A 17,887-nucleotide genomic window follows, 5' to 3' on the forward strand; every position below is an offset into this window, starting at 1 on the left:
GGTGGAGCAGCCCGGTAGCTCGTCAGGCTCATAACCTGAAGGTCACAGGTTCAAATCCTGTCCCCGCATCCCAATGAGATAACGCCCGCTAGATCGCTGATCTAGCGGGCTTTTCGTTTCAGGCGCCGGACGATCCAGGCTGCGCGCCCGCAGAACCTGCCGTCATCACCGCTCCGCCTCAGCTTTCCTCGCCTGCAACGGAGGCGGCGCCTCAGGGTTTGCCTCCGCTCGGTCGCGATGCAGGGCGGCACGGGTCAAGAGCATCAGCGTCACCGGCGTCGTGATGACCATGAAGATCGCGATCAGGATCTCATGGATGACCAGGCGTGACTGGGCCACCGAGAAGAACAGCATCGAGGCCGCCAGGATCGACCCGATTCCGAGCGTCGTGCTCAGCGTGGGCGCATGGACACGATCGTAGAAGCTGCGCAGCCGCAAGAGGCCGATGGAGCCGATCAATCCGAGCATGGCGCCCAGCAGCACCAGCAGCGCGACCGCCAAGGCAGCCCACAGGGGAAGGTCCGTCGCACCCCTCATTCGATGACCTCGCCCCGCATCAGGAACTTCGACAAGGCGGCGGTCGCGACGAAGCCGAGCAGCGTGATCAGCAGCGCCGCTTCGAAGTAGTGCGTGCTCCCGGTGCGGATACCGAAGACCAGCAGCAGCATGCCGGCATTCACATAGAGGGTGTCGAGCGCCAGCACACGATCCTGCGCCCGCGGCCCTCGCAGCAGGCGCAGCGTGGCAAAGGCCATGGCCGCGGCCAGCAGCAGCTGGGCTGCAAGGAGCGACCAGCCAAGCACCGCGGCACTCATTCGAAGATCTCCATCAGCCGGCGCTCCCACTTGTCCTTGATCGTGCGAACCCACGTCTCCTCATCCACGAGGTCGAGGACGTGCAGCAGCATCACGCCGCCCTTGGCGTCGTAATCCACCCAGACCGTGCCCGGCGTTGCGGTCAGGATGCAGGCCAGGGCAGAGAGGCCATGGGGGCTGCGCATGTCGAGCGGGATCTGCACGAAGCCGGAACGGCGCTCGCCTGGTTCGCGGGTCTGCAGGATGATCCGGGCGACCGCATTGTTGGACCGGACCACCTCCACCAACACATCGCGCAGCAGGCCCGGCACCGGGCGAAGCCGCGCGGGCATGCCCTTGGGAAAGCCCAGGCCGGCCAGGACGGCAGAGCCCGCAATGGCGAGAACGATGCCGAGCAGGATGGCGCCCGGCGACACGCTCTCGGTCAGCAGAAGCCATAGGACCAGGAAGGCGATTGCCAGAAGGGGATGGGGCAGCAGCCGCCTCACGGGCGTGCCCCCCGCACCCCGCCGAGGACGCCGTCCAGATAGGCACCCGGGGCGTGGAGCGATGCGGCGGCTGCCTGCATGTAGTCCATGACAGGAGCCGCGGCGACAGTGAGCGCCACGCTGAGGCCGATCAGGAGCCCGACCGGCGCCAACTCCAGCAGGCTGACGCGGGGCACCGTGGCCGGGGGGGAAGCCCAGAATGCGTCGATGCCCACGCGCACCATGGCGACCAGCGTCGCGAGGCCCGACAGGATGAAGGCCGTGACCAGGACCCATCGAGAGACCGCGATGCTCGCATCCGCCGGCCCGAGCAGCGGGGCCAACATGGCAAACTTCGCCAGAAAGCCAGAAAGCGGCGGCAGCCCGGCCAGGAGCAGTGTACAGGCCATGAAGCCCAGGCCGAGCACCGCCACAATGGCGGGGATGGCGACGCCGGCCGCCTCCGGCGCGTCGGCGCCGTCCTCTTCGTCCCCAGTGCCGAAGATCTCCCGCGTCACCGCCAGCACGTCGGCACCCGGATCGCGGCCACGCTCCACCAGCTCGATCAGGAGGAAGAGCGCGGCAAGGGCCAGCACGGAACTGGCGAGGTAGAACAGCGCGCCGCCTGTCACCGCGACCTGTCCGGCGCCGATCGCTGCCAGCAGCGTGCCGGAGGAGATGAGCACGCTCGCTCCCGCCAGGCGCGACAGGTTCTGGGTGGCGAGCACCGCAATGGATCCGAACGCGATCGTCAGCAGGCCGCCGGCCAGGATGACCGGCCCGCCGAAACCGGCGGAATCACCGCCTTCGCCCCCGAACAGGAGCATCCAGACGCGCAGCACCGCATAGGCGCCCACCTTGCTCAGGATCGACAGGATGGCGGCAGCGGGACCGGTGGCGGCGGCATAGGTTGCGGGCAGCCAGAAGCCCAGTGGCCAGATTGCCGCCTTCACCAGGAAGGCGACCCCCATCACGGCCAGGCCCGCTTCGAGCAGCGCCCGGTCCGCCGCCGCCACATCCCGCATCCGTGCCGCCAGATCCGCCAGGTTCAGGGTGCCGGAGATGCCGTAGACGACGCTGACGCCGATCAGGAACAGCAGCGAGGCGACGAGGTTGACGACGATGTAGTGCATCCCGGCCCGCACCCGCGCCGTGCCGGATCCATGCAGCGCGAGCCCGTAGGACGCCGCCAGCATTACCTCGAAGAACACGAAGAGGTTGAAGAGGTCGCCGGTCAGGAAGGCGCCGTTCAGCCCCATCAGCTGGAACTGGAACAGCGGATGGAAATGCGCCCCTGCGCGGTCCCACCGCGCCAGGGAGAAGACGAAGGCCGACAGGCCGAGCACGGCCACAAGCGCCAGCATCAGGGCGGAGACGCGGTCATGCACCAGCACGATGCCGAAGGTCACCGGCCAGTCGCCAAGCCGGTAGATCTGCACCTGCGGCGCATCGGCCAGCATCAGCAGCCAGCCCGCCGTGGCGACGAGCAGGACGGTGGAGAGAAGGCCCAGCGCGACGACGGCGCCGCGCCACCGATCCCCGGCCAGGATCATGGCGGCACCCGCCATCATCGGCACCAGTACCGGCGCGGCCACCAGGTGGTCCATCCAGCCCATCAACGGTCGCGCTCCCGTCCATCCACATGGTCGGTGCCGGTCAGGCCGCGGGCGGCCAGCAGCACCACCAGCAGCAGCGCCGTCGTGGCGAAGCCGATGACGATGGCGGTCAGCACCAGCGCCTGGGGCAGCGGGTCTGCGAACTGGGCCAGGCTGCCTTCCTGCCCTTTTTCCAGGATGGCCGCCGCGCCGGTGCGAAGCCCACCCGTCGAGAAGATGAACAGGTTGACGGCGTAGGACAGCAGCGACAGGCCGATGATCACCTGGAAGGTGCGCGACCGCAGCAGCAGCCAGACGCCAGAGCCCGTCAGAACGCCGATGGCGAGCGAGACGACAAGTTCCATCAGCGCGTCCTTGCCGTGACGAGAGGCACCGGCGCTTCGGTGGGCTCCACCGGCCGTGGCACGGCGCGGTGGCCGCGCACGGATTGGTGGGCCAGTGCGACGAGCATGAGCAGCGTTGCCCCGACGACAAGCATGAAGATGCCGATGTCGAAGATCAGCGCGCTGGCGGTCGGCACGCGCCCGATGAGCGGCAACTCCGCATAGGCGAAGTAGGTGGTCAGGAAGGGGCGGCCGAAAAACAGCGCCGCGAGGGCGGTGCAGGCCGCGATCAGCAGGCCCATGCCAACCCAGAGTTGCGGGCGGAGCCGCAGGCGCTCCTCCGTCCAGTCCGTGCCGCCGATCATGTATTGGAGGATGATGGCGATCGCCACGACCATGCCGGCGGAAAAGCCGCCGCCGGGCATGTCATGACCGCGCAGAAGCAGGAAGACGGCGGTGACAAGCATGACGGGGAAGATCAGGCGCGTCAGCGTGAAGGGCACCAGCAGCCAGTCGGCACCGTCTCGCACCTCCCCGCGGCCGGTCACCACCGCGCCGGCCGTCGCGCCATCGGCATGGGCCTGCTGTTCCGGCACCTCGACGCTGTCGGGGGCGGGGCGGAAGCGGCGCAGCAGCGCATAGGCGGTCAGCGCCACGGCGGCGACGACGAAGATCTCGCCGAGCGTGTCGAAGGCCCGGAAATCGACCAGGATGACGTTCACCACATTGGTCCCGCCGCCTTCGGTGTAGCCGCGCTGGAGGAAATCCTGCGCGAGCAGTTCGGGCGGCACGCGTGTCATCACCGCGTAGGACAGCGCCGCCAATCCGCTGCCGGCCGCGACAGCCAAGCCGAGGTCACGCAGGCGTCGCGTGCGCGACAGCACCTCCAGCCCCACGCCATCGGGCGTGTCCGCGCGTTTCGGCAGCCAGCGGAGGCCGAGCAGCAGCAGCACGGTCGTCACGACCTCGACCGTCAGCTGCGTCAGCGCCAGGTCGGGCGCGGAGAACCAGACGAAGGTGACGACGAGCGCGAGGCCCGTCGCGCCGATCAGGATGAGCGCGGCCAGCCGGTGGTACTTGGCCATGATGGCGGCGCCGATGGCGCAGGCTCCGCCGCCGATCCACACCAGGGCCAGCACCGGGTCCACGGGCGATGCGGGCAGGTTGCCGGGGCCGAAGCCGCGCAGCCAGGCGGCCGTGCCGCCGGCCAGGAAGGCAGCGCCGACGATGAGCCGCAGCATGGGCTGCAGGCGGCGCGTGCCGGCCAGGGCCTCCGCCCGCCGCGCCAGGCGCCAGGAGAGGAAGACCATGGTGCGTTCGAAGATCCGCTGGCCCTCCAGCCGGCCGATCAGCGGCGGGCGGTCCAGCCCACGGCGGAGGTGCCGCTGCAGCAGGAGGTAGAGCAGGACGCCGCCGCCGAGCGCGATGACGCTCATCAGCAGGGGCAGGTTGAAGCCGTGCCAGACCGCCAGGCTGTAGTAGGGCGCGTCGTGGCCGAGCACGGACTGCACGCCATGCGCCAGGAAGGGACCAACCGTCGCGGCTGGCAGCACGCCCACCATGATGCAGGTCAGCACCAGCAATTCGACGGGCAGGCGCATCCAGTTCGCGGGCTCATGCGGCTGGCGTGGCAGGTCCCTGGGCTCGGGCCCGAAGAAGGCGCCGTGGATGAAGCGCAGCGAGTAGGCGACGCTGAAGGCGCTGCCGAGCATGGCGGCGAAAGGCAGGATGTTCAGCAGGCCGAGAGGCGATTCCGCCGTCAGCGCCTCGGCGAAGAACATCTCCTTGGAGATGAAGCCGTTCAGCAGTGGCACGCCCGCCATGGCCGCGGCCGCCACCAGCGCCAGCCGCGCGGTGAAGGGCATGGATCGATTGAGGCCCGACAGCCGCCTGATGTCGCGCGTGCCGGTCTCGTGGTCGATGATGCCGGCGGCCATGAACAGCGAGGCCTTGAAGGCCGCGTGGTTCATGATGTGGAAGATGGCGGCGACCAGCGCCAATTCGCTGTTGAGACCGAGGAGCAGCGTGATGAGGCCGAGATGGCTGATGGTGGAATAGGCCAGCAGTCCCTTCAGGTCCGTCTGGAAGATGGCGATGTAGGCGCCCAGCAGCATCGTCAGCAGCCCCGCCGATCCGACGATCAGGAACCAGGCATCCGTGCCGCCGAGAACCGGCCAGAGGCGCGCCATGAGGAAGACGCCAGCCTTCACCAGCGTGGCGGAGTGCAGATAGGCGGAGACCGGCGTCGGCGCCGCCATCGCGTGCGGCAGCCAGAAATGAAAGGGGAACTGCGCGCTTTTCGTCAGCGCGCCCAGCAGGATCAGCAGCAGTGCCACCAGGTAGAGTGGATGGGCGCGAACTTGGTCGCCGGCGGCGAGCACCACATCGAGGTCGTAGCTGCCGACGATATGGCCTAGCACCAGCACGCCGGCGAAGAGGGCCAGCCCTCCCGTCGCGGTGATGGTCAGCGCCATGCGCGCGCCGTCCCGCGCCGTCGCGGCGTGGTGCCAGTAGCCGATCAGCAGGAAGGAGAAGAGGCTCGTCAATTCCCAGAAGAAGGCGAGCAGGATCAGGTTGCCCGAGGTCACCACGCCCAGCATCGCCCCCATGAAGGCGAGCAGGAAGGCGAAGAAGCGGGGGACCGGGTCTTCCTCCGCCATGTAGTAGCGAGCGTAAAGGACGACGAGCGCGCCGATGCCGGTGACCAGACCGGCGAAGAGCCAGGCAAAGCCATCGATGCGCAGTGAGAGGTTGAGACCGAGCGCGGGGAGCCAGGCGATCTCCGTCCGCAACACGCCGCCCGCTGAAATTGTCGGGTAGGCCGCCCAGACGAGGATCAGGCAGGCAACCGCGACGCCACCGGCGAGGGCCGCGGCCGCGTTGCGCGCATGGGTCGGCAGAAGCCCTGCGGCGACCGACGCGGCGAAGGGCAGGCCGATGAGGGCAAGAAGGATCAGGCTGTCCGGCATCGCAGCAGGTCAGCCGGAGGCCGGTGCGGATGGATGTCGGCGAGCGGGCATCACGCCGTTCCCGCCGCGTCGCCACTGGCCAGCAGTGCCAGCACCTCCTCCGCCGTGCGCGCCGCGCGCAGCTTGCGAAGGTGCTGGGCCTGCCGCAGCGACCGGCAGGTATCGGCCAGGGTGGGCAGGAACCCGTCTGGCGCCGATTCTGGCCAGATGACGAGGATGACAAGGTCCACCGGCTCCTCGTCCCGCGCATCGAACTCCACGGGGCGCCGCAGCCGCGCGAACAGGACAAGAGGAGGGTGGTCGCCCTCGAGCCGCGCATGCGGGAGGGCGACGCCGCGGCCTAGCGCTGTGGAACCGAGCCGTTCGCGTGCCTCCACGGCTTCCAGCACGTCTTCCACGGGCCGCTGAAGTCGCTGGGCGGCCTCGGCTGACAGGCGCTGCAGGACGGCGTCCTTGGTCGACTCGCTGAGGTCGATGAAGATGCCCGTCGGGGCAAGGTGATCGGTAATCGCCATCGCTGCGTCCCCTCGTCCATGGGCTGCCGCCGACCCCGCCTCGCTTTCGCCTGGCGGGGTGACGGGAACAGGGCCGAGGCACGCGCGGCAGATCGCAGGCGCGCTGCACCACGCCTGCTCACGCCCGCGCCGCACGTCCAGGTAACAATCGGATGAAGCAGAATCAATGGCGTGATCGGCAAGGCGCGATACCTATCGCGTGAGGAAACCCAACGCCGGGCGGGCGCCGCGTGGCGCTTTGGTGCGTCGGCGGTCGCTACGCCGTCGGCCCTCACGCGGAGCCTCGCGCACCTCGTTCGCCTTTTCGGACGGCCGGTTCGCTGCGGCGAACCGTGTGGCGGTTCGCTCGCCTCCTTCGAACCTTCGGACGCCGCCGCCGTTGCCACCGGAGCAGGTGCGGGAGGGGCCGTCAGATGGTCGCAGTGCGGGAGCGGGGAGCGGCCTTCGGGTCAACGGGCGCCTTGCCGGCGCGACAGGCGCCGCCGGGCCGTGCCTGGCATCCGATTCCTGCACCAGGCGATGTGCGGACGCGGCCGAGCGATCGGATGGACACCATCGGCGTGGTGCTGCTGGTGCAGGAAGGACGGCTGCGGTTGCTGGATGCGGAAGGGCGCGGACACGTCTTCCTGCTCTCGCCCTCGGCGCCGTTGGAAGCGCAGGAACTGGCCGCGCTGCCCGGGCGACGGGTGCGGCTGAGCCACCACGCGGCACCCAGGCTCATGGCGGGGATCGTGACCGCCATCGAGGTTCTGGCATGAGCAAGGCCCCGCGGGGGCGTCCGATACGGCGCGGCCTGGCCGACCGTGCCGCCGGCTTCCTGGCGGACTGGTCCGTGCCGCGCCAGCTGCGCGGTGCGCCGGAAAAGACCGAGGCGGCGGAAAGCGCAGCATCCCGGGGGCTGCGGCCGCGGCTGGAAACGGCCGACAGGGTCGGCACCTCCATCTGCCCCTACTGTGCGGTGGGATGCGCACAGCTCGTCTATGCGAAGCAGGGCCGCCCCATCGCGGTGGAGGGTGATCCGCGCAGTCCGGTGAACCAGGGCACGCTCTGCCCGAAGGGGGCAGCGACCTTCGGCCTGATGGCGAGCCCGCAGCGGCTCGACCGCTGCCTGCACCGCGCGCCCGGCGCGCGGGAATGGCGGGAGGTGGGGCTGGACTGGGCGATGGACCGCATCGCCGAGCTGGCGAAGCGCACGCGGGACGAGACCTTCATCAACCACCTGCCCGACGGCACGCGCGTGAACCACACGCTCGGCATCGCCTCCATGGGTGGCGCGACGCTCGACAACGAGGAGAACTACCTGATCAAGAAGCTCTTCTCCGGCGCGCTCGGCATGGTGTTCGTCGAGAACCAGGCGCGTGTCTGCCACAACAACTCCGTCCCCGGCCTCGGCGCGACCTATGGGCGCGGCGCCTCCACCATGCCGCAATGGGACCTGGCGAATTCGGACGCCGTGCTGGTGATGGGCTCCAACATGGCGGAGAACCATCCCATCGCCTTCCGCTTCGTCATGCAGGCGAAGCTGCGCGGCGCGACGGTGATGCATGTCGATCCGCGCTTCACGCGCACCTCCGCGCTGGCGGATATCCACGCGCCGATCCGTGCCGGCACCGACATCGCCTTCCTCGGTGGCATCATCCGGCACCTGCTGGAGAACGACCTCTGGTTCCGCGACTATGCGCTGCCCTACACGAACCTCTCGACCATCGTCGGCCCCGACTACAAGGGACCGGAGGAACTGCACGGCTACTTCTCCGGCTGGAACGACGAAGGCCGGCGCTACAACGTCGAGAGCTGGCAGTATGACGGCGTCGTCGTGCCGTCCTCCCTCGCCGAGGGCTATGTCGAGATCGAGGGTTTCGCCGAGGCGACGCAGCGGCTGCATGAGGGGCCGACGCCGAAGGACCCGACGCTGCAGCACCCGCGCTGCGTCTACCAGATCCTGAAGCGCCACTACGCCCGCTACACGCCGGAGATGGTGGAAAGCGTCACGGGCTGCCCGCGCGACCTGTTCCCGAAGGTCGCGGATGCGCTGGCCAGGGCCTCGGGGCGGGAGAAGACGGCGGCGATCTGCTACGCCGTCGGCTGGAACCACCACACCAAGGGCGCGCAGATCATCCGCGCCGCCGGCATCATCCAGGCGCTGCTGGGCAATACCGGTCGGCCCGGCGGAGGCATCCTGGCGCTGCGGGGCCATACCTCGATCCAGGGCAGCACCGATATCGCGACGCTCTATGACCTGCTGCCGGGCTACATGCCGCAGCCCCATGCCTTCCGCCCGCATGCGACGCTGGCGGACTACCTGAAGGCCGAGACCAACCCGACCGGCTGGTGGCACCATTTTCCCAAATACTACGTCTCCCTCCTCAAGGCCTGGTACGGCGAGGCCGCGACGCCGGAGAACGGCATGGGGCACGACCTCATGGCGCGCGTCACCGGCGACCATTCGCAGCTGCCGCTGACGGTCGCGATGGAACGCGGCGTGATCCGCGGGCTGTTCGTGATGGGGCAGAACCCTGTCGTCGGCGGCAGCAACTCGAAACTCGTGCAGCGCGGCCTGGCGCGGCTGGAGTGGATGGTGGTGCGCGACGTGGCGGAAACCGATACCGCCACCTTCTGGCGCGACGGCCATCTGGTGCGCGATGGCGAGATGCGGCCCGAGGATATCGGCACCGAGGTGTTCCTGATGCCGGCGTCGCTGTCCGGGGAGAAGGCGGGATCCTTCACCAACATCCACCGGCTGGTGCAGTGGCACGACAAGGTCGTGGATGGGCCCGGCGACAGCCGGTCCGAGCTCTGGTTCATCCATCACCTCGCGCGGCGGATGAAGGCCCTGCATGCCGGCAGCACGCGGCCGCAGGATGCCGCGATCCGCGCCATCACCTGGGACTATCCGGAGGACGAACAGGGCGAGCCCGATCCGGAAGCGGTGCTGCGGGAGATCAACGGCCGCACCGTTGCCAATGGGAAGCTCGTGCCGGGCTTCGCGGCGCTGAAGGATGATGGCTCCACGGCCTGCGGATGCTGGATCTATTCGGGCGTCTTCCCGGAAGAGGGGCGCAACCGAACGCGATCGCGGGTGCCCGATGGGGCGCAGGGGCCGGGCACGCATCTCGACTGGGGCTTCGCCTGGCCGGACAACCGGCGCACCCTCTACAACCGCGCCTCCGCCGACCCCGCCGGCGTGCCGTGGTCCGAGGGCAAGCGGCTGGCCTGGTGGGACGAGCAGGCGGGCGAATGGCGCAGCCATGACCGCGTGGACTTCCCGACTGACAAGCGGCCGGATTTCGAGCCTGATTGGGAGTCGAAGCCCGCGGGCATGGACGCGATCCGCGGCGACCAGCCCTTCTTCATGATTCCGGACGGCGTGGCGGGTCTTTTCGTGCCCTCCGGCCTCAAGGATGGGCCGCTGCCCGAGCATTACGAGCCGACCGAGACGCCGGTGCGCAACGCGCTGCACCCCGGCGTGGAGGGCAACCCCGCGGCCAAGCGCTGGGCCTATGACGCCAACCCGCTGGCCGCGCCGGCCGACCCGCGCTGGCCGCATGCGCTGACCACCTTCCGGCTGACGGAGCATCATTCGGGCGGCACGCCGACGCGCATCGTGCCCAGCACGTCGGAACTGCAGCCCGAGGGCTTCGTAGAGATCCCGACGGAGCTGGCGCGCACCCTCGGCATCGCCAGCACGGATTGGGTGGTGCTCTCCACGCCGCGCGGCGAGATCGAGACCCGCGCGCTGGTCACGGACCGGCTGCGGGCCTTCACGCTGGATGGCGGGCGCGTTGTCCACCAGATCGGCATGCCCTGGCACTATGGCTGGTCCGGCATCGCGACCGGCGACATCGCGAATGTGCTGACCGCCGTGGTGGGGGACCCCAACACCGGCATGCACGAGAACAAGGCGCTGGTCTGCGCCCTCAGGCCGGGCCGGCTGGCTCGTCCCCTTCAGGAGGTTGGCTGATGGATGGCGGGCTTGCGCATGGGCGCGCGCGGGAGGCAGGCCGCGCGCCGCCGGCGCTGCTGCGGGACGAGGCGGAGCTGACGGCGGGCGTGGTCATCGAACCCGGCCGAAGCTACGGCTTCTTGACCGACACCACTCTTTGCATCGGCTGCAAGGCCTGCGAGGTGGCCTGCAAGGAATGGAACAACCTGCCGGCAGAGACCGGAAAGCTCACGGGCCATTCCTACGACAACACCGGGCAGCTCGGCGCGAATACCTGGCGGCACGTGACGTTCAAGGAGAACGGACCGCGGGAGGGGACGATGGCGCCCTTCCAGTCCAACTGGCTGATGATGTCGGATGTCTGCAAGCATTGCGACCCGGCGCCCTGCCTGGAAGCCTGCCCGACCGGCGCGCTGTTCCGCACGGAATTCGACACCGTCGTGGTGCAGCAGGATATCTGCAATGGCTGCGGCTACTGCGTGCCGGCCTGCCCCTTCGGCGTCGTCGAACTCTCGAAGGATGACGGCAAGGCGCATAAATGCACGCTCTGCTACGACCGGCTGAAGGGCGGGCTGGAACCCGCCTGCGCCAAGTCCTGCCCGACGGACAGCATCCAGTTCGGCGTGGTGGAGGAGTTGCAGGAACGCGCCGATCGCCGCGTGGAGGCGCTGCACGCCCAGGGCCAGGACAAGGCCTATGTCTACGGCGCGCCCGGAAGTCCCGGCGCCACGGGCGGGATCCGCAAGCTGAACGCCATCTTCGTGCTGGCCGAGCGGCCGGAACACTACAACCTGCCGCCCGCACCATCCCGGCCCGCGCGCAACGCGAAGCCGGCCTTCCTATCCGGCCTCGCCACCATGGCGGGGCTGGCGGCGGTGGCGCTGCTGCTGGGGGTCGGCCGGCGATGAGCGCGCGGATCGAGCGCCCCGCGCTGCCGCCGGCGGTGCAGCAGGAATGGCGAGGGGAGACCTATCACGGCCGCCCCGTCACCAAGGCGAGCTCCTTCGACTGGAAGGTCTCCTTCTACATCGTGGCGGTCGGCATCGCCGGCGCCAGCCAGGTAATCGCGGCCATCGCGAACCGGCAGCCGGAAGGCGCGGGGCTCACGCGCCGCGCGCGGCTGCTGGCGCTGGCCGGCAGCGCGATCGGGCCGCTGGTGCTGGTGCAGCACCTGAAGACGCGGTCGCGCTGGTACAACATGCTACGGATCTTCCGCCCGACCTCGCCGATGTCGATGGGATCCTGGCTGCTGACGCTATTCGGCGGACTTTCCGCCCTGACGGCGATGGGGGAGGTGCTGGGCCGGCGCTGGCCCTTCGCGCGGCGCGTCTCGGATGCCGCGCAGCTGCCGGCGGCGGTCACGGGCGCCGGCATGGGGGTCTACACCGCGGGCCTGCTGGCCAGCACCAGCACGCCGCTCTGGGCGGCCGCGCCGGCACCGCTGGCGGCGCAGTTCGGCACGGCCTCCGTCGCCGGCGCGGCTTCCGCCCTCGCGCTGCTGCAGCGCGCGGCGGGGGAGGTCGGCTCCGCGCGGCGGCTGGAGACGCTGGCGCTGCTGGCCGGCGCGGCGGAGCTACTGGCGGCGGGCACCACCGAGAAGCGCTTGGCCGACAAGGGCCTCGATGGCCCCCTGCGGGAGGGGAAGACGGGCGCGCTGAACGCCACGGGCGGGAAGGCGATCGGCATTGCCGTGCCTCTGGTGGCGCATGGGATCGGCCGCGTGATCGGCGGCCGCGCCGGCGCGCTGCTGCCAGAGATCGCCTCCTTCGCCATGATCCTTGGCGGCGCCGCCATGCGCCATGCGGTGCTGCGCGCCGGAAACGAGAGTGCGTGCCGCCCCGACCATGCCTTCCGATCCACCCAGCGGGTGCGGCGATGAGCGTGGTGACGCAGGAGGAGCGGCAGGCCCGGCACCTCGCCCGCCTGGCGATCGACCGCGTGCTGGCGGAAGCGCCGCCCGCCACGGCGCAGGAGGGAATGGACGCCGTGGCGCTGACCGTCGCCTGGCGCGACCTGCTGGTGGCGCGCCGGCGGGCGGAGGGTGCTTCCGAAGCGCTGGATGGACGGCTGGCGCTGGCCAATGGCGTGCTGGCGCTCACCTGGTCCGGCGCGGTGCCGGTGACGGGCTTCCGGAAGGAACGGCTCGTGAAGGCGCGGGCGGCACTGGCGGATGCGGCCGGGGAGGCGGATGCATGACGGCGGCGTCGCAGAAGCAGCCCGATGCGTCGGCGGATGTGAAGCCGCCGGAGAAGATCGCCACCACGGCGGCGAGCAAGGGCGAGACCAAGGCCGCGCTGGACGGCAAGGTGCTGGCGGTGCTGGCCGTGCTCGCGGGCGCCTATATCGGCTTCGGCGGGCTCTTCTACCTCGTGGCCGCCGCTGGGGCGGAGGCGATGCCGTTTGGCGCGGCGCAGCTGCTGGGTGGCGTCGCCTTCTCGCTCGGCCTCATCCTTGTGCTGGTCGGCGGCGCGGAACTGTTCACGGGCAACACGCTGCTCGTGGTCGCCTGGGCGGAGGGAAAGGCGGGCTTTTCGCCGATCCTCGGCGCGCTCGGCATCGCCTGGGTGATGAACTTCGTGGGCTCCGTTGCCATCGCGCTGCTCGCCTTCGCGGCGGGGGTGCATGAGGCGGGGGAGGGTGCGGTCGGCGCGGCGGCGCTGAAGGTCGCGGCGCGGAAGTCGGATCTCGGCTTCGGCACGGCGCTGGCGAGCGGCATCGCCGCCAACATGCTGGTCTGCCTGGCGGTGTGGCTCGCCTTCGGGGCGCGGAGCGCGGCGGACAAGGTGCTGGTGATCGTGCCCCCCATCGCCGCCTTCGTGGCGCTGGGGCTGGAGCATTCGGTCGCGAACATGATGCTGATCCCCTTCGGCTGGCTGGTGCTGGACGGCGCCTCGCCCGCCTTCTGGCAGCAGGCGGGGATCGATCCCGCGGCCTATGGCGCGATCGGGTTCGGCGGGCTGGTGGCCAATCTGGTGCCGGTCACGATCGGGAACGTCATCGGTGGCGTGCTGGTCGGCGCGGCCTACTGGTTCGCCTATCTGCGCCCGAAATCCGCGGCATGAACGACGTCCTCGCCTGGTGTGGCGCCCCGCCGCTGCCTTGGGAGCTGTGGGGGCGCTGGACGCTGGACCCAGCGCTGTTCGCGGGGCTGGCGCTGGCAGCGCTGACGTTGACGCGAGCGACGCGGGGCGTGCCGGTCGGGCGCCGACGCGCGGGTTGGGCGGGGCTCGGCGTCACGGGCGCCGTGTTCATCACGCCCCTCTGCGCGCTGGCGGTGGCGCTGTTCTCGGCGCGGGCGGCGCAGCACATGGTTCTGGTGCTGGTCGCGGCGCCACTGATCGCCATGGCGCTGCCGCCGCCGGCGCGGCGTGGCGCGGCGCTGCTGACGGCCGCCTTCACCGCGCTGTTCTGGCTGTGGCACCTGCCCGGCCCCTATGACGCGGCGCTGCGGGATGGCGCGCTCTACTGGCTGTCACACCTCTCACTGCTCGGCATCGCCATCGCGCTGTGGCGCGCGCTGCTGGCCGATGCCTCGCCGGGATCGCTGGCGCTGGGCGCGGTGGCGTCGGCGCAGATGGGGCTGCTCGGGGCGGTGATCGTCTTCGCGCCAGGCGCGCTCTACGCCAGCCATCTCGGCACCACCGCCGTCTTCGGCCTGTCGGCGCTGGCGGACCAGCAGCTGGGCGGGCTGCTGATGTGGGTGCCGGGCGGGCTCGTCTTCCTGCTGGTTGGCGTCGCGGGCGCGCTGCGCCTGGTGCGGCCCGCCGCATGAGGCTGCTTCCGCTGCTCGTGCTGCTGCTGGTCGCGGGCTGCGGGGGGGACCAGTCCTCGCTCGACCCGACCGGGCCGAATGCGCGCGACACGCTCTGGCTGTTCAAGCTGACGCTCTGGGTCTCGGTGATCGTCTGCGCGATGGTGGCGCTGGCGGTGGTGCAGGCCTGGCTGCTGCCGCGCTTCCGGCTGGGTGCACGGCCGACGCTGTGGATGGTCGCGGGCGGCGGCGTCGTGCTGCCGGCGATCGTGCTGCCCCTGCTGCTGGTGGCAAGCCTGCGCATTCCCTGGCCCTTCGCGGAGGAAAGGGAAGGCGCCTTCACCATCGATGTCGTCGCCTGGCAGTTCTGGTGGGAGTTCCGCTACCCGAATCCCGTGCCGGGCGGGCCCCCCGTGGTCACGGCCAATGAGCTGCACATCCCCGTCGGCGTGCCCGTGCGCTTCCGGCTGCTGACGGAGGACGTCATCCATTCCTTCTGGATCCCGACGCTCGGCGGAAAGGTGGACATGATTCCGGGGCGGACGAACTACGCGCTGCTGCGCGCCGATGCGCCCGGCGAGTTCCGCGGTGCTTGCTTCGAGTTCTGCGGCCTGCAGCACGCCAACATGGCCTTCACCGTGCGCGCGCTGCCGCAGGCGGAGTGGCAGGACTGGATGTGGCGCGAGGCCCGCCCGGCCGCGGAACCGGAGGGCGACGAAGCGCGCAAGGGGCGTGAGATCTTCACCGCCGCCGGCTGCGGGTCCTGCCACGCCGTGCGCGGCCATGGCGCGGAGGGTGCGACGGCGCCGGACCTCACGCATCTCGCCAGCCGCCGAACCATCGGCGCGGGCATCCTCCCGAATACCCGATCCTCCCTGACCGGCTGGATCGCCGCGACGCAGCAGATCAAGCCGGGTGCCAACATGCCGAGCTACAACGGCCTCACGGGACCACAGCTGCACGCCCTGGCCGCCTATCTGGAAGGCCTGCGGTGACGCGACCAGCGGGAGAGGAGGCCGAGCTCACCCAGGCCTGGGCCTCGCCGCCGGGATGGCGGGCGCTGTCGGCGGTGAACCACCGGCCGATGGGCGCGCGCTTCGTCGTGACGGCCTTCTTCTTCTTCACCATCGCCGGCCTGCTGGCGCTGCTGATCCGCACGCAGCTGGCGGTGCCGAACAACACCGTGCTGGGACCGGAGGCCTACAACCAGGTCTTCACCATGCACGGCACGATGATGCTGTTCCTGTTTGCCGTGCCGGTGCTGCAGGGGGCGGCGACCTACCTGCTGCCGCTGATGCTCGGCGCGCGGGACCTGCCCTTTCCACGGCTCGGCGCCTTCTCCTTCTGGTGCTACCTCTTCGGCGGCCTGATCCTGCTCTCATCGCTGGTCATCGGCGCGGCGCCGGATGCGGGGTGGTTTATCTACCCGCCGCTGTCGGGCAAGGCCTTCTCCCCCGGCATCAACGTCGATTTCTGGCTGATCGGCGTGACCTTCGCGGAGATCGCGGGCGTCGCCGGCGCGATCGAGCTGACGGTCTCCATCCTGCGCAGCCGCGCGCCGGGCATGAGCCTGTCGCGCATGCCGCTCTTCGCCTGGTACATGCTGGCGACGGCGGGGATGATCCTGATCGGCTTCCCGCCGCTGATCCTCGGCTCCATCCTGTTCGAGCTGGAGCGCGCCTTCGACTGGCCGTTCTTCGACACCTCGCGCGGCGGCGACCCGGTGCTGTGGCAGCACCTGTTCTGGCTGTTCGGCCACCCGGAGGTCTACATCATCCTGCTGCCAGCGGTGGGGCTGCTGGCGACCTTCGTGCCGGTGCATGCGCGCCAGCCCGCCTTCCTGCACAACTGGCTCGTCGCCTCCGCCATCGGCACCGGCTTCCTGTCGATGGGGCTGTGGGCGCACCACATGTACGCGGTCGGCATCCCGCAGATGTCGCTGGCCTTCTTCTCCGCGGCCTCCTCGCTCGTCGCCATTCCCTCGGGCATCCAGGTCTTCGCGCTGATCGCGACGGTCGGCATGGGCAGGCCGGTGTTCCGCACGCCGCTGCTGTTTGCCCTTGGCTTCGTCGTGATCTTCGTCCTCGGCGGGCTGACGGGCGTGATGGTCTCCCTCGTGCCCTTCGACCTGGTGGCGCATGACACGCAATTCGTCGTGGCGCACCTGCACTACGTGCTGATCGGCGGATCGGTCTTCCCGGTGCTGGGTGCGCTGCACCATTGGTGGCCGGCGGCGACGGGACGGATGCCGAGCGAGACGACGGGTAAGATCGGCTTCTGGCTGCTCTTCGTCGGCTTCAACATCAACTTCATGCCGCTGCACCACACCGGCCTCGCCGGCATGCCGCGGCGTGTCTACACCTACCCCGCCGGCCTCGGCTGGGAATGGTCGAACCTGATGGCGAGTGCGGGGTCGCTGATGTTCGCGCTCGGCCTGCTGATCTTCCTGGGCGGCCTGGCGCATGCCGCCTTCCGGGGGCGGCGCACGCAGGACGACCCGTGGGGTGCCGGCACGCTGGAATGGATCGCGACGCCGCCGCCCGTCTACAATTTCCGCGCCGTGCCGGTGATCGAATCCCGCTACCCGCTCTGGGACCAGGCGGGGCTGCGGGGTGCGGTTCTGAACGGTGTCGGCTTCATGCCGGACCCGCAGGGCGGGCGACGCCTGGCGCCTGCGACGACGGAGGTCGAGGCGGTGCCGGAGATGGCGCTGGACCTTCCTGGCCCGACCTGGAGTCCGCTGGTCACGGCCGCGATCTTCGCGGGGCTGTTCCTCGGCATCCTGGTGCAGGCCTATGCCGTGGCGGTGGCAGGCGCCGTGGCCGCCTTTGTCGCCGTGGTCGTCTGGATGTGGCCATCCGAACGTGACCACGACCTGCCGAGGGAGGTGGAGGCGGCGCCGGGCCTGATGCTGCCGCTGGCACGCGGGCACCACCGGTCCCCCGCCTGGACGGCGCTCTGGGTCACGCTGGCGGCGGATGCGGCGCTCTATGCCTCGCTGGCCTTCGCCTTCTTCTACCTCTGGGGCTTCGCGGCGCAGTGGCCGCCGGCGGTGGTCCGGGCGACGCTGTCCTGGCCGGCCGTCACGGCGCTGCTGCCGCTGGTTGCTTCCGTCGCGGCAGCCTGGCTGGCGGAGCGCGCAATCCGGCGTGACGACCGGGCGGGCCTGGTGCGCTGGCTGGCGGTCGCACTGGGCACGGGCGTGGTGTTCCTGCTGCTGCAGGGCTGGGCGGCGATGGCGCTCGGGCCGCCATCGCGGCACGCGCGGGATGCGCTGGCGCATGTCACCTGGATCTTCCAGGCGTTTCACCTGTTGGTGGCGATGACCATGGCGGGCATGGCGTTGGCGCGGGCGAGGCTTGGCGACTTCGCGCCGGACCGCCACCTCGCCGTGCGGATCGCGACGCGGTTCTGGACCTATGCGGCGTTGCTCTGGGTGGTGGGCTTCCCGCTCGTCCACCTCGCGCCCTTCCTCTTCGTGCGGTGAC

16 protein-coding genes are annotated in these 17,887 nt (G+C 70.2%); 9 read left to right on the top strand and 7 right to left on the bottom strand.

The features are described from left to right. Positions 1-165 precede the first annotated feature (165 nt). The 7 genes from mnhG to G3576_RS08690 are packed head-to-tail and all read right to left on the bottom strand — an operon-like array spanning position 166 to position 6,705. A complete protein-coding gene (gene mnhG, locus G3576_RS08660; RefSeq protein ID WP_235951697.1) occupies positions 166-501 on the bottom strand; it encodes a monovalent cation/H(+) antiporter subunit G in 336 nt (111 codons plus the stop codon). Between the two features lie 32 nt (positions 502-533). Beyond that, complete coding sequence (locus G3576_RS08665; RefSeq protein WP_164693994.1) at positions 534-815, bottom strand: K+/H+ antiporter subunit F; 282 nt, start codon at positions 813-815, stop codon at positions 534-536. Then, the gene (locus G3576_RS08670; RefSeq protein ID WP_164693995.1) at positions 812-1,303 is read right to left on the bottom strand and encodes a Na+/H+ antiporter subunit E; all 492 of its coding nucleotides are present in this window, start codon (positions 1,301-1,303) and stop codon (positions 812-814) included. Before G3576_RS08670 ends, G3576_RS08665 begins: the two co-directional genes overlap by 4 nt. Then, positions 1,300-2,898 (bottom strand): monovalent cation/H+ antiporter subunit D, encoded by a 1,599-nt coding sequence (locus tag G3576_RS08675; protein ID WP_235951699.1) that lies wholly within the window; start codon positions 2,896-2,898, stop codon positions 1,300-1,302. The genes G3576_RS08670 and G3576_RS08675 overlap by 4 nt, the downstream gene beginning before the upstream one ends. Then, positions 2,898-3,242: a Na+/H+ antiporter subunit C gene (locus tag G3576_RS08680; protein WP_164693996.1), complete on the bottom strand. Its 345-nt coding sequence runs from the start codon at positions 3,240-3,242 to the stop codon at positions 2,898-2,900. Before G3576_RS08680 ends, G3576_RS08675 begins: the two co-directional genes overlap by 1 nt. After that, complete coding sequence (locus G3576_RS08685) at positions 3,242-6,190, bottom strand: monovalent cation/H+ antiporter subunit A (RefSeq protein ID WP_164693997.1); 2,949 nt, start codon at positions 6,188-6,190, stop codon at positions 3,242-3,244. The genes G3576_RS08680 and G3576_RS08685 overlap by 1 nt, the downstream gene beginning before the upstream one ends. A 50-nt stretch (positions 6,191-6,240) precedes the next feature. After that, a complete protein-coding gene (locus G3576_RS08690) occupies positions 6,241-6,705 on the bottom strand; it encodes a PTS sugar transporter subunit IIA (protein WP_164693998.1) in 465 nt (154 codons plus the stop codon). 545 nt (positions 6,706-7,250) lie between these two features. On the opposite strand from G3576_RS08690, the gene G3576_RS08695 reads away from it, so the two are divergent. The 9 genes from G3576_RS08695 to G3576_RS08735 are packed head-to-tail and all read left to right on the top strand — an operon-like array spanning position 7,251 to position 17,886. Then, positions 7,251-7,463, top strand: a complete 213-nt coding sequence (locus tag G3576_RS08695; protein WP_164693999.1) for a hypothetical protein — start codon at positions 7,251-7,253, stop codon at positions 7,461-7,463. Further along, entirely contained in the window at positions 7,460-10,666 is a 3,207-nt protein-coding gene (gene fdnG / locus G3576_RS08700; RefSeq protein ID WP_164694000.1) for a formate dehydrogenase-N subunit alpha, read from the top strand. The genes G3576_RS08695 and fdnG overlap by 4 nt, the downstream gene beginning before the upstream one ends. Beyond that, positions 10,666-11,556 carry a 4Fe-4S dicluster domain-containing protein gene (locus G3576_RS08705; protein WP_164694001.1) on the top strand — a complete coding sequence of 297 codons (891 nt, stop codon included), beginning with the start codon at positions 10,666-10,668 and terminating at the stop codon, positions 11,554-11,556. The genes fdnG and G3576_RS08705 overlap by 1 nt, the downstream gene beginning before the upstream one ends. Next, complete coding sequence (gene nrfD / locus G3576_RS08710; protein ID WP_164694002.1) at positions 11,553-12,527, top strand: NrfD/PsrC family molybdoenzyme membrane anchor subunit; 975 nt, start codon at positions 11,553-11,555, stop codon at positions 12,525-12,527. The genes G3576_RS08705 and nrfD overlap by 4 nt, the downstream gene beginning before the upstream one ends. Then, positions 12,524-12,844 (top strand): hypothetical protein, encoded by a 321-nt coding sequence (locus G3576_RS08715; protein WP_164694003.1) that lies wholly within the window; start codon positions 12,524-12,526, stop codon positions 12,842-12,844. Before nrfD ends, G3576_RS08715 begins: the two co-directional genes overlap by 4 nt. Then, positions 12,841-13,710: a formate/nitrite transporter family protein gene (locus tag G3576_RS08720; RefSeq protein ID WP_164694004.1), complete on the top strand. Its 870-nt coding sequence runs from the start codon at positions 12,841-12,843 to the stop codon at positions 13,708-13,710. Before G3576_RS08715 ends, G3576_RS08720 begins: the two co-directional genes overlap by 4 nt. Beyond that, positions 13,707-14,420, top strand: a complete 714-nt coding sequence (locus G3576_RS08725) for a cytochrome c oxidase assembly protein (protein WP_164694005.1) — start codon at positions 13,707-13,709, stop codon at positions 14,418-14,420. The genes G3576_RS08720 and G3576_RS08725 overlap by 4 nt, the downstream gene beginning before the upstream one ends. Further along, entirely contained in the window at positions 14,417-15,394 is a 978-nt protein-coding gene (locus G3576_RS08730) for a cytochrome c oxidase subunit II (protein WP_164694006.1), read from the top strand. Before G3576_RS08725 ends, G3576_RS08730 begins: the two co-directional genes overlap by 4 nt. Further along, positions 15,391-17,886 carry a cbb3-type cytochrome c oxidase subunit I gene (locus G3576_RS08735; protein ID WP_207622737.1) on the top strand — a complete coding sequence of 832 codons (2,496 nt, stop codon included), beginning with the start codon at positions 15,391-15,393 and terminating at the stop codon, positions 17,884-17,886. Before G3576_RS08730 ends, G3576_RS08735 begins: the two co-directional genes overlap by 4 nt. The last annotated feature ends 1 nt before the right edge of the window (position 17,887 follow it).

This window comes from Falsiroseomonas algicola (genome assembly GCF_011040385.1).
GTDB lineage: Bacteria > Pseudomonadota > Alphaproteobacteria > Acetobacterales > Acetobacteraceae > Falsiroseomonas > Falsiroseomonas algicola.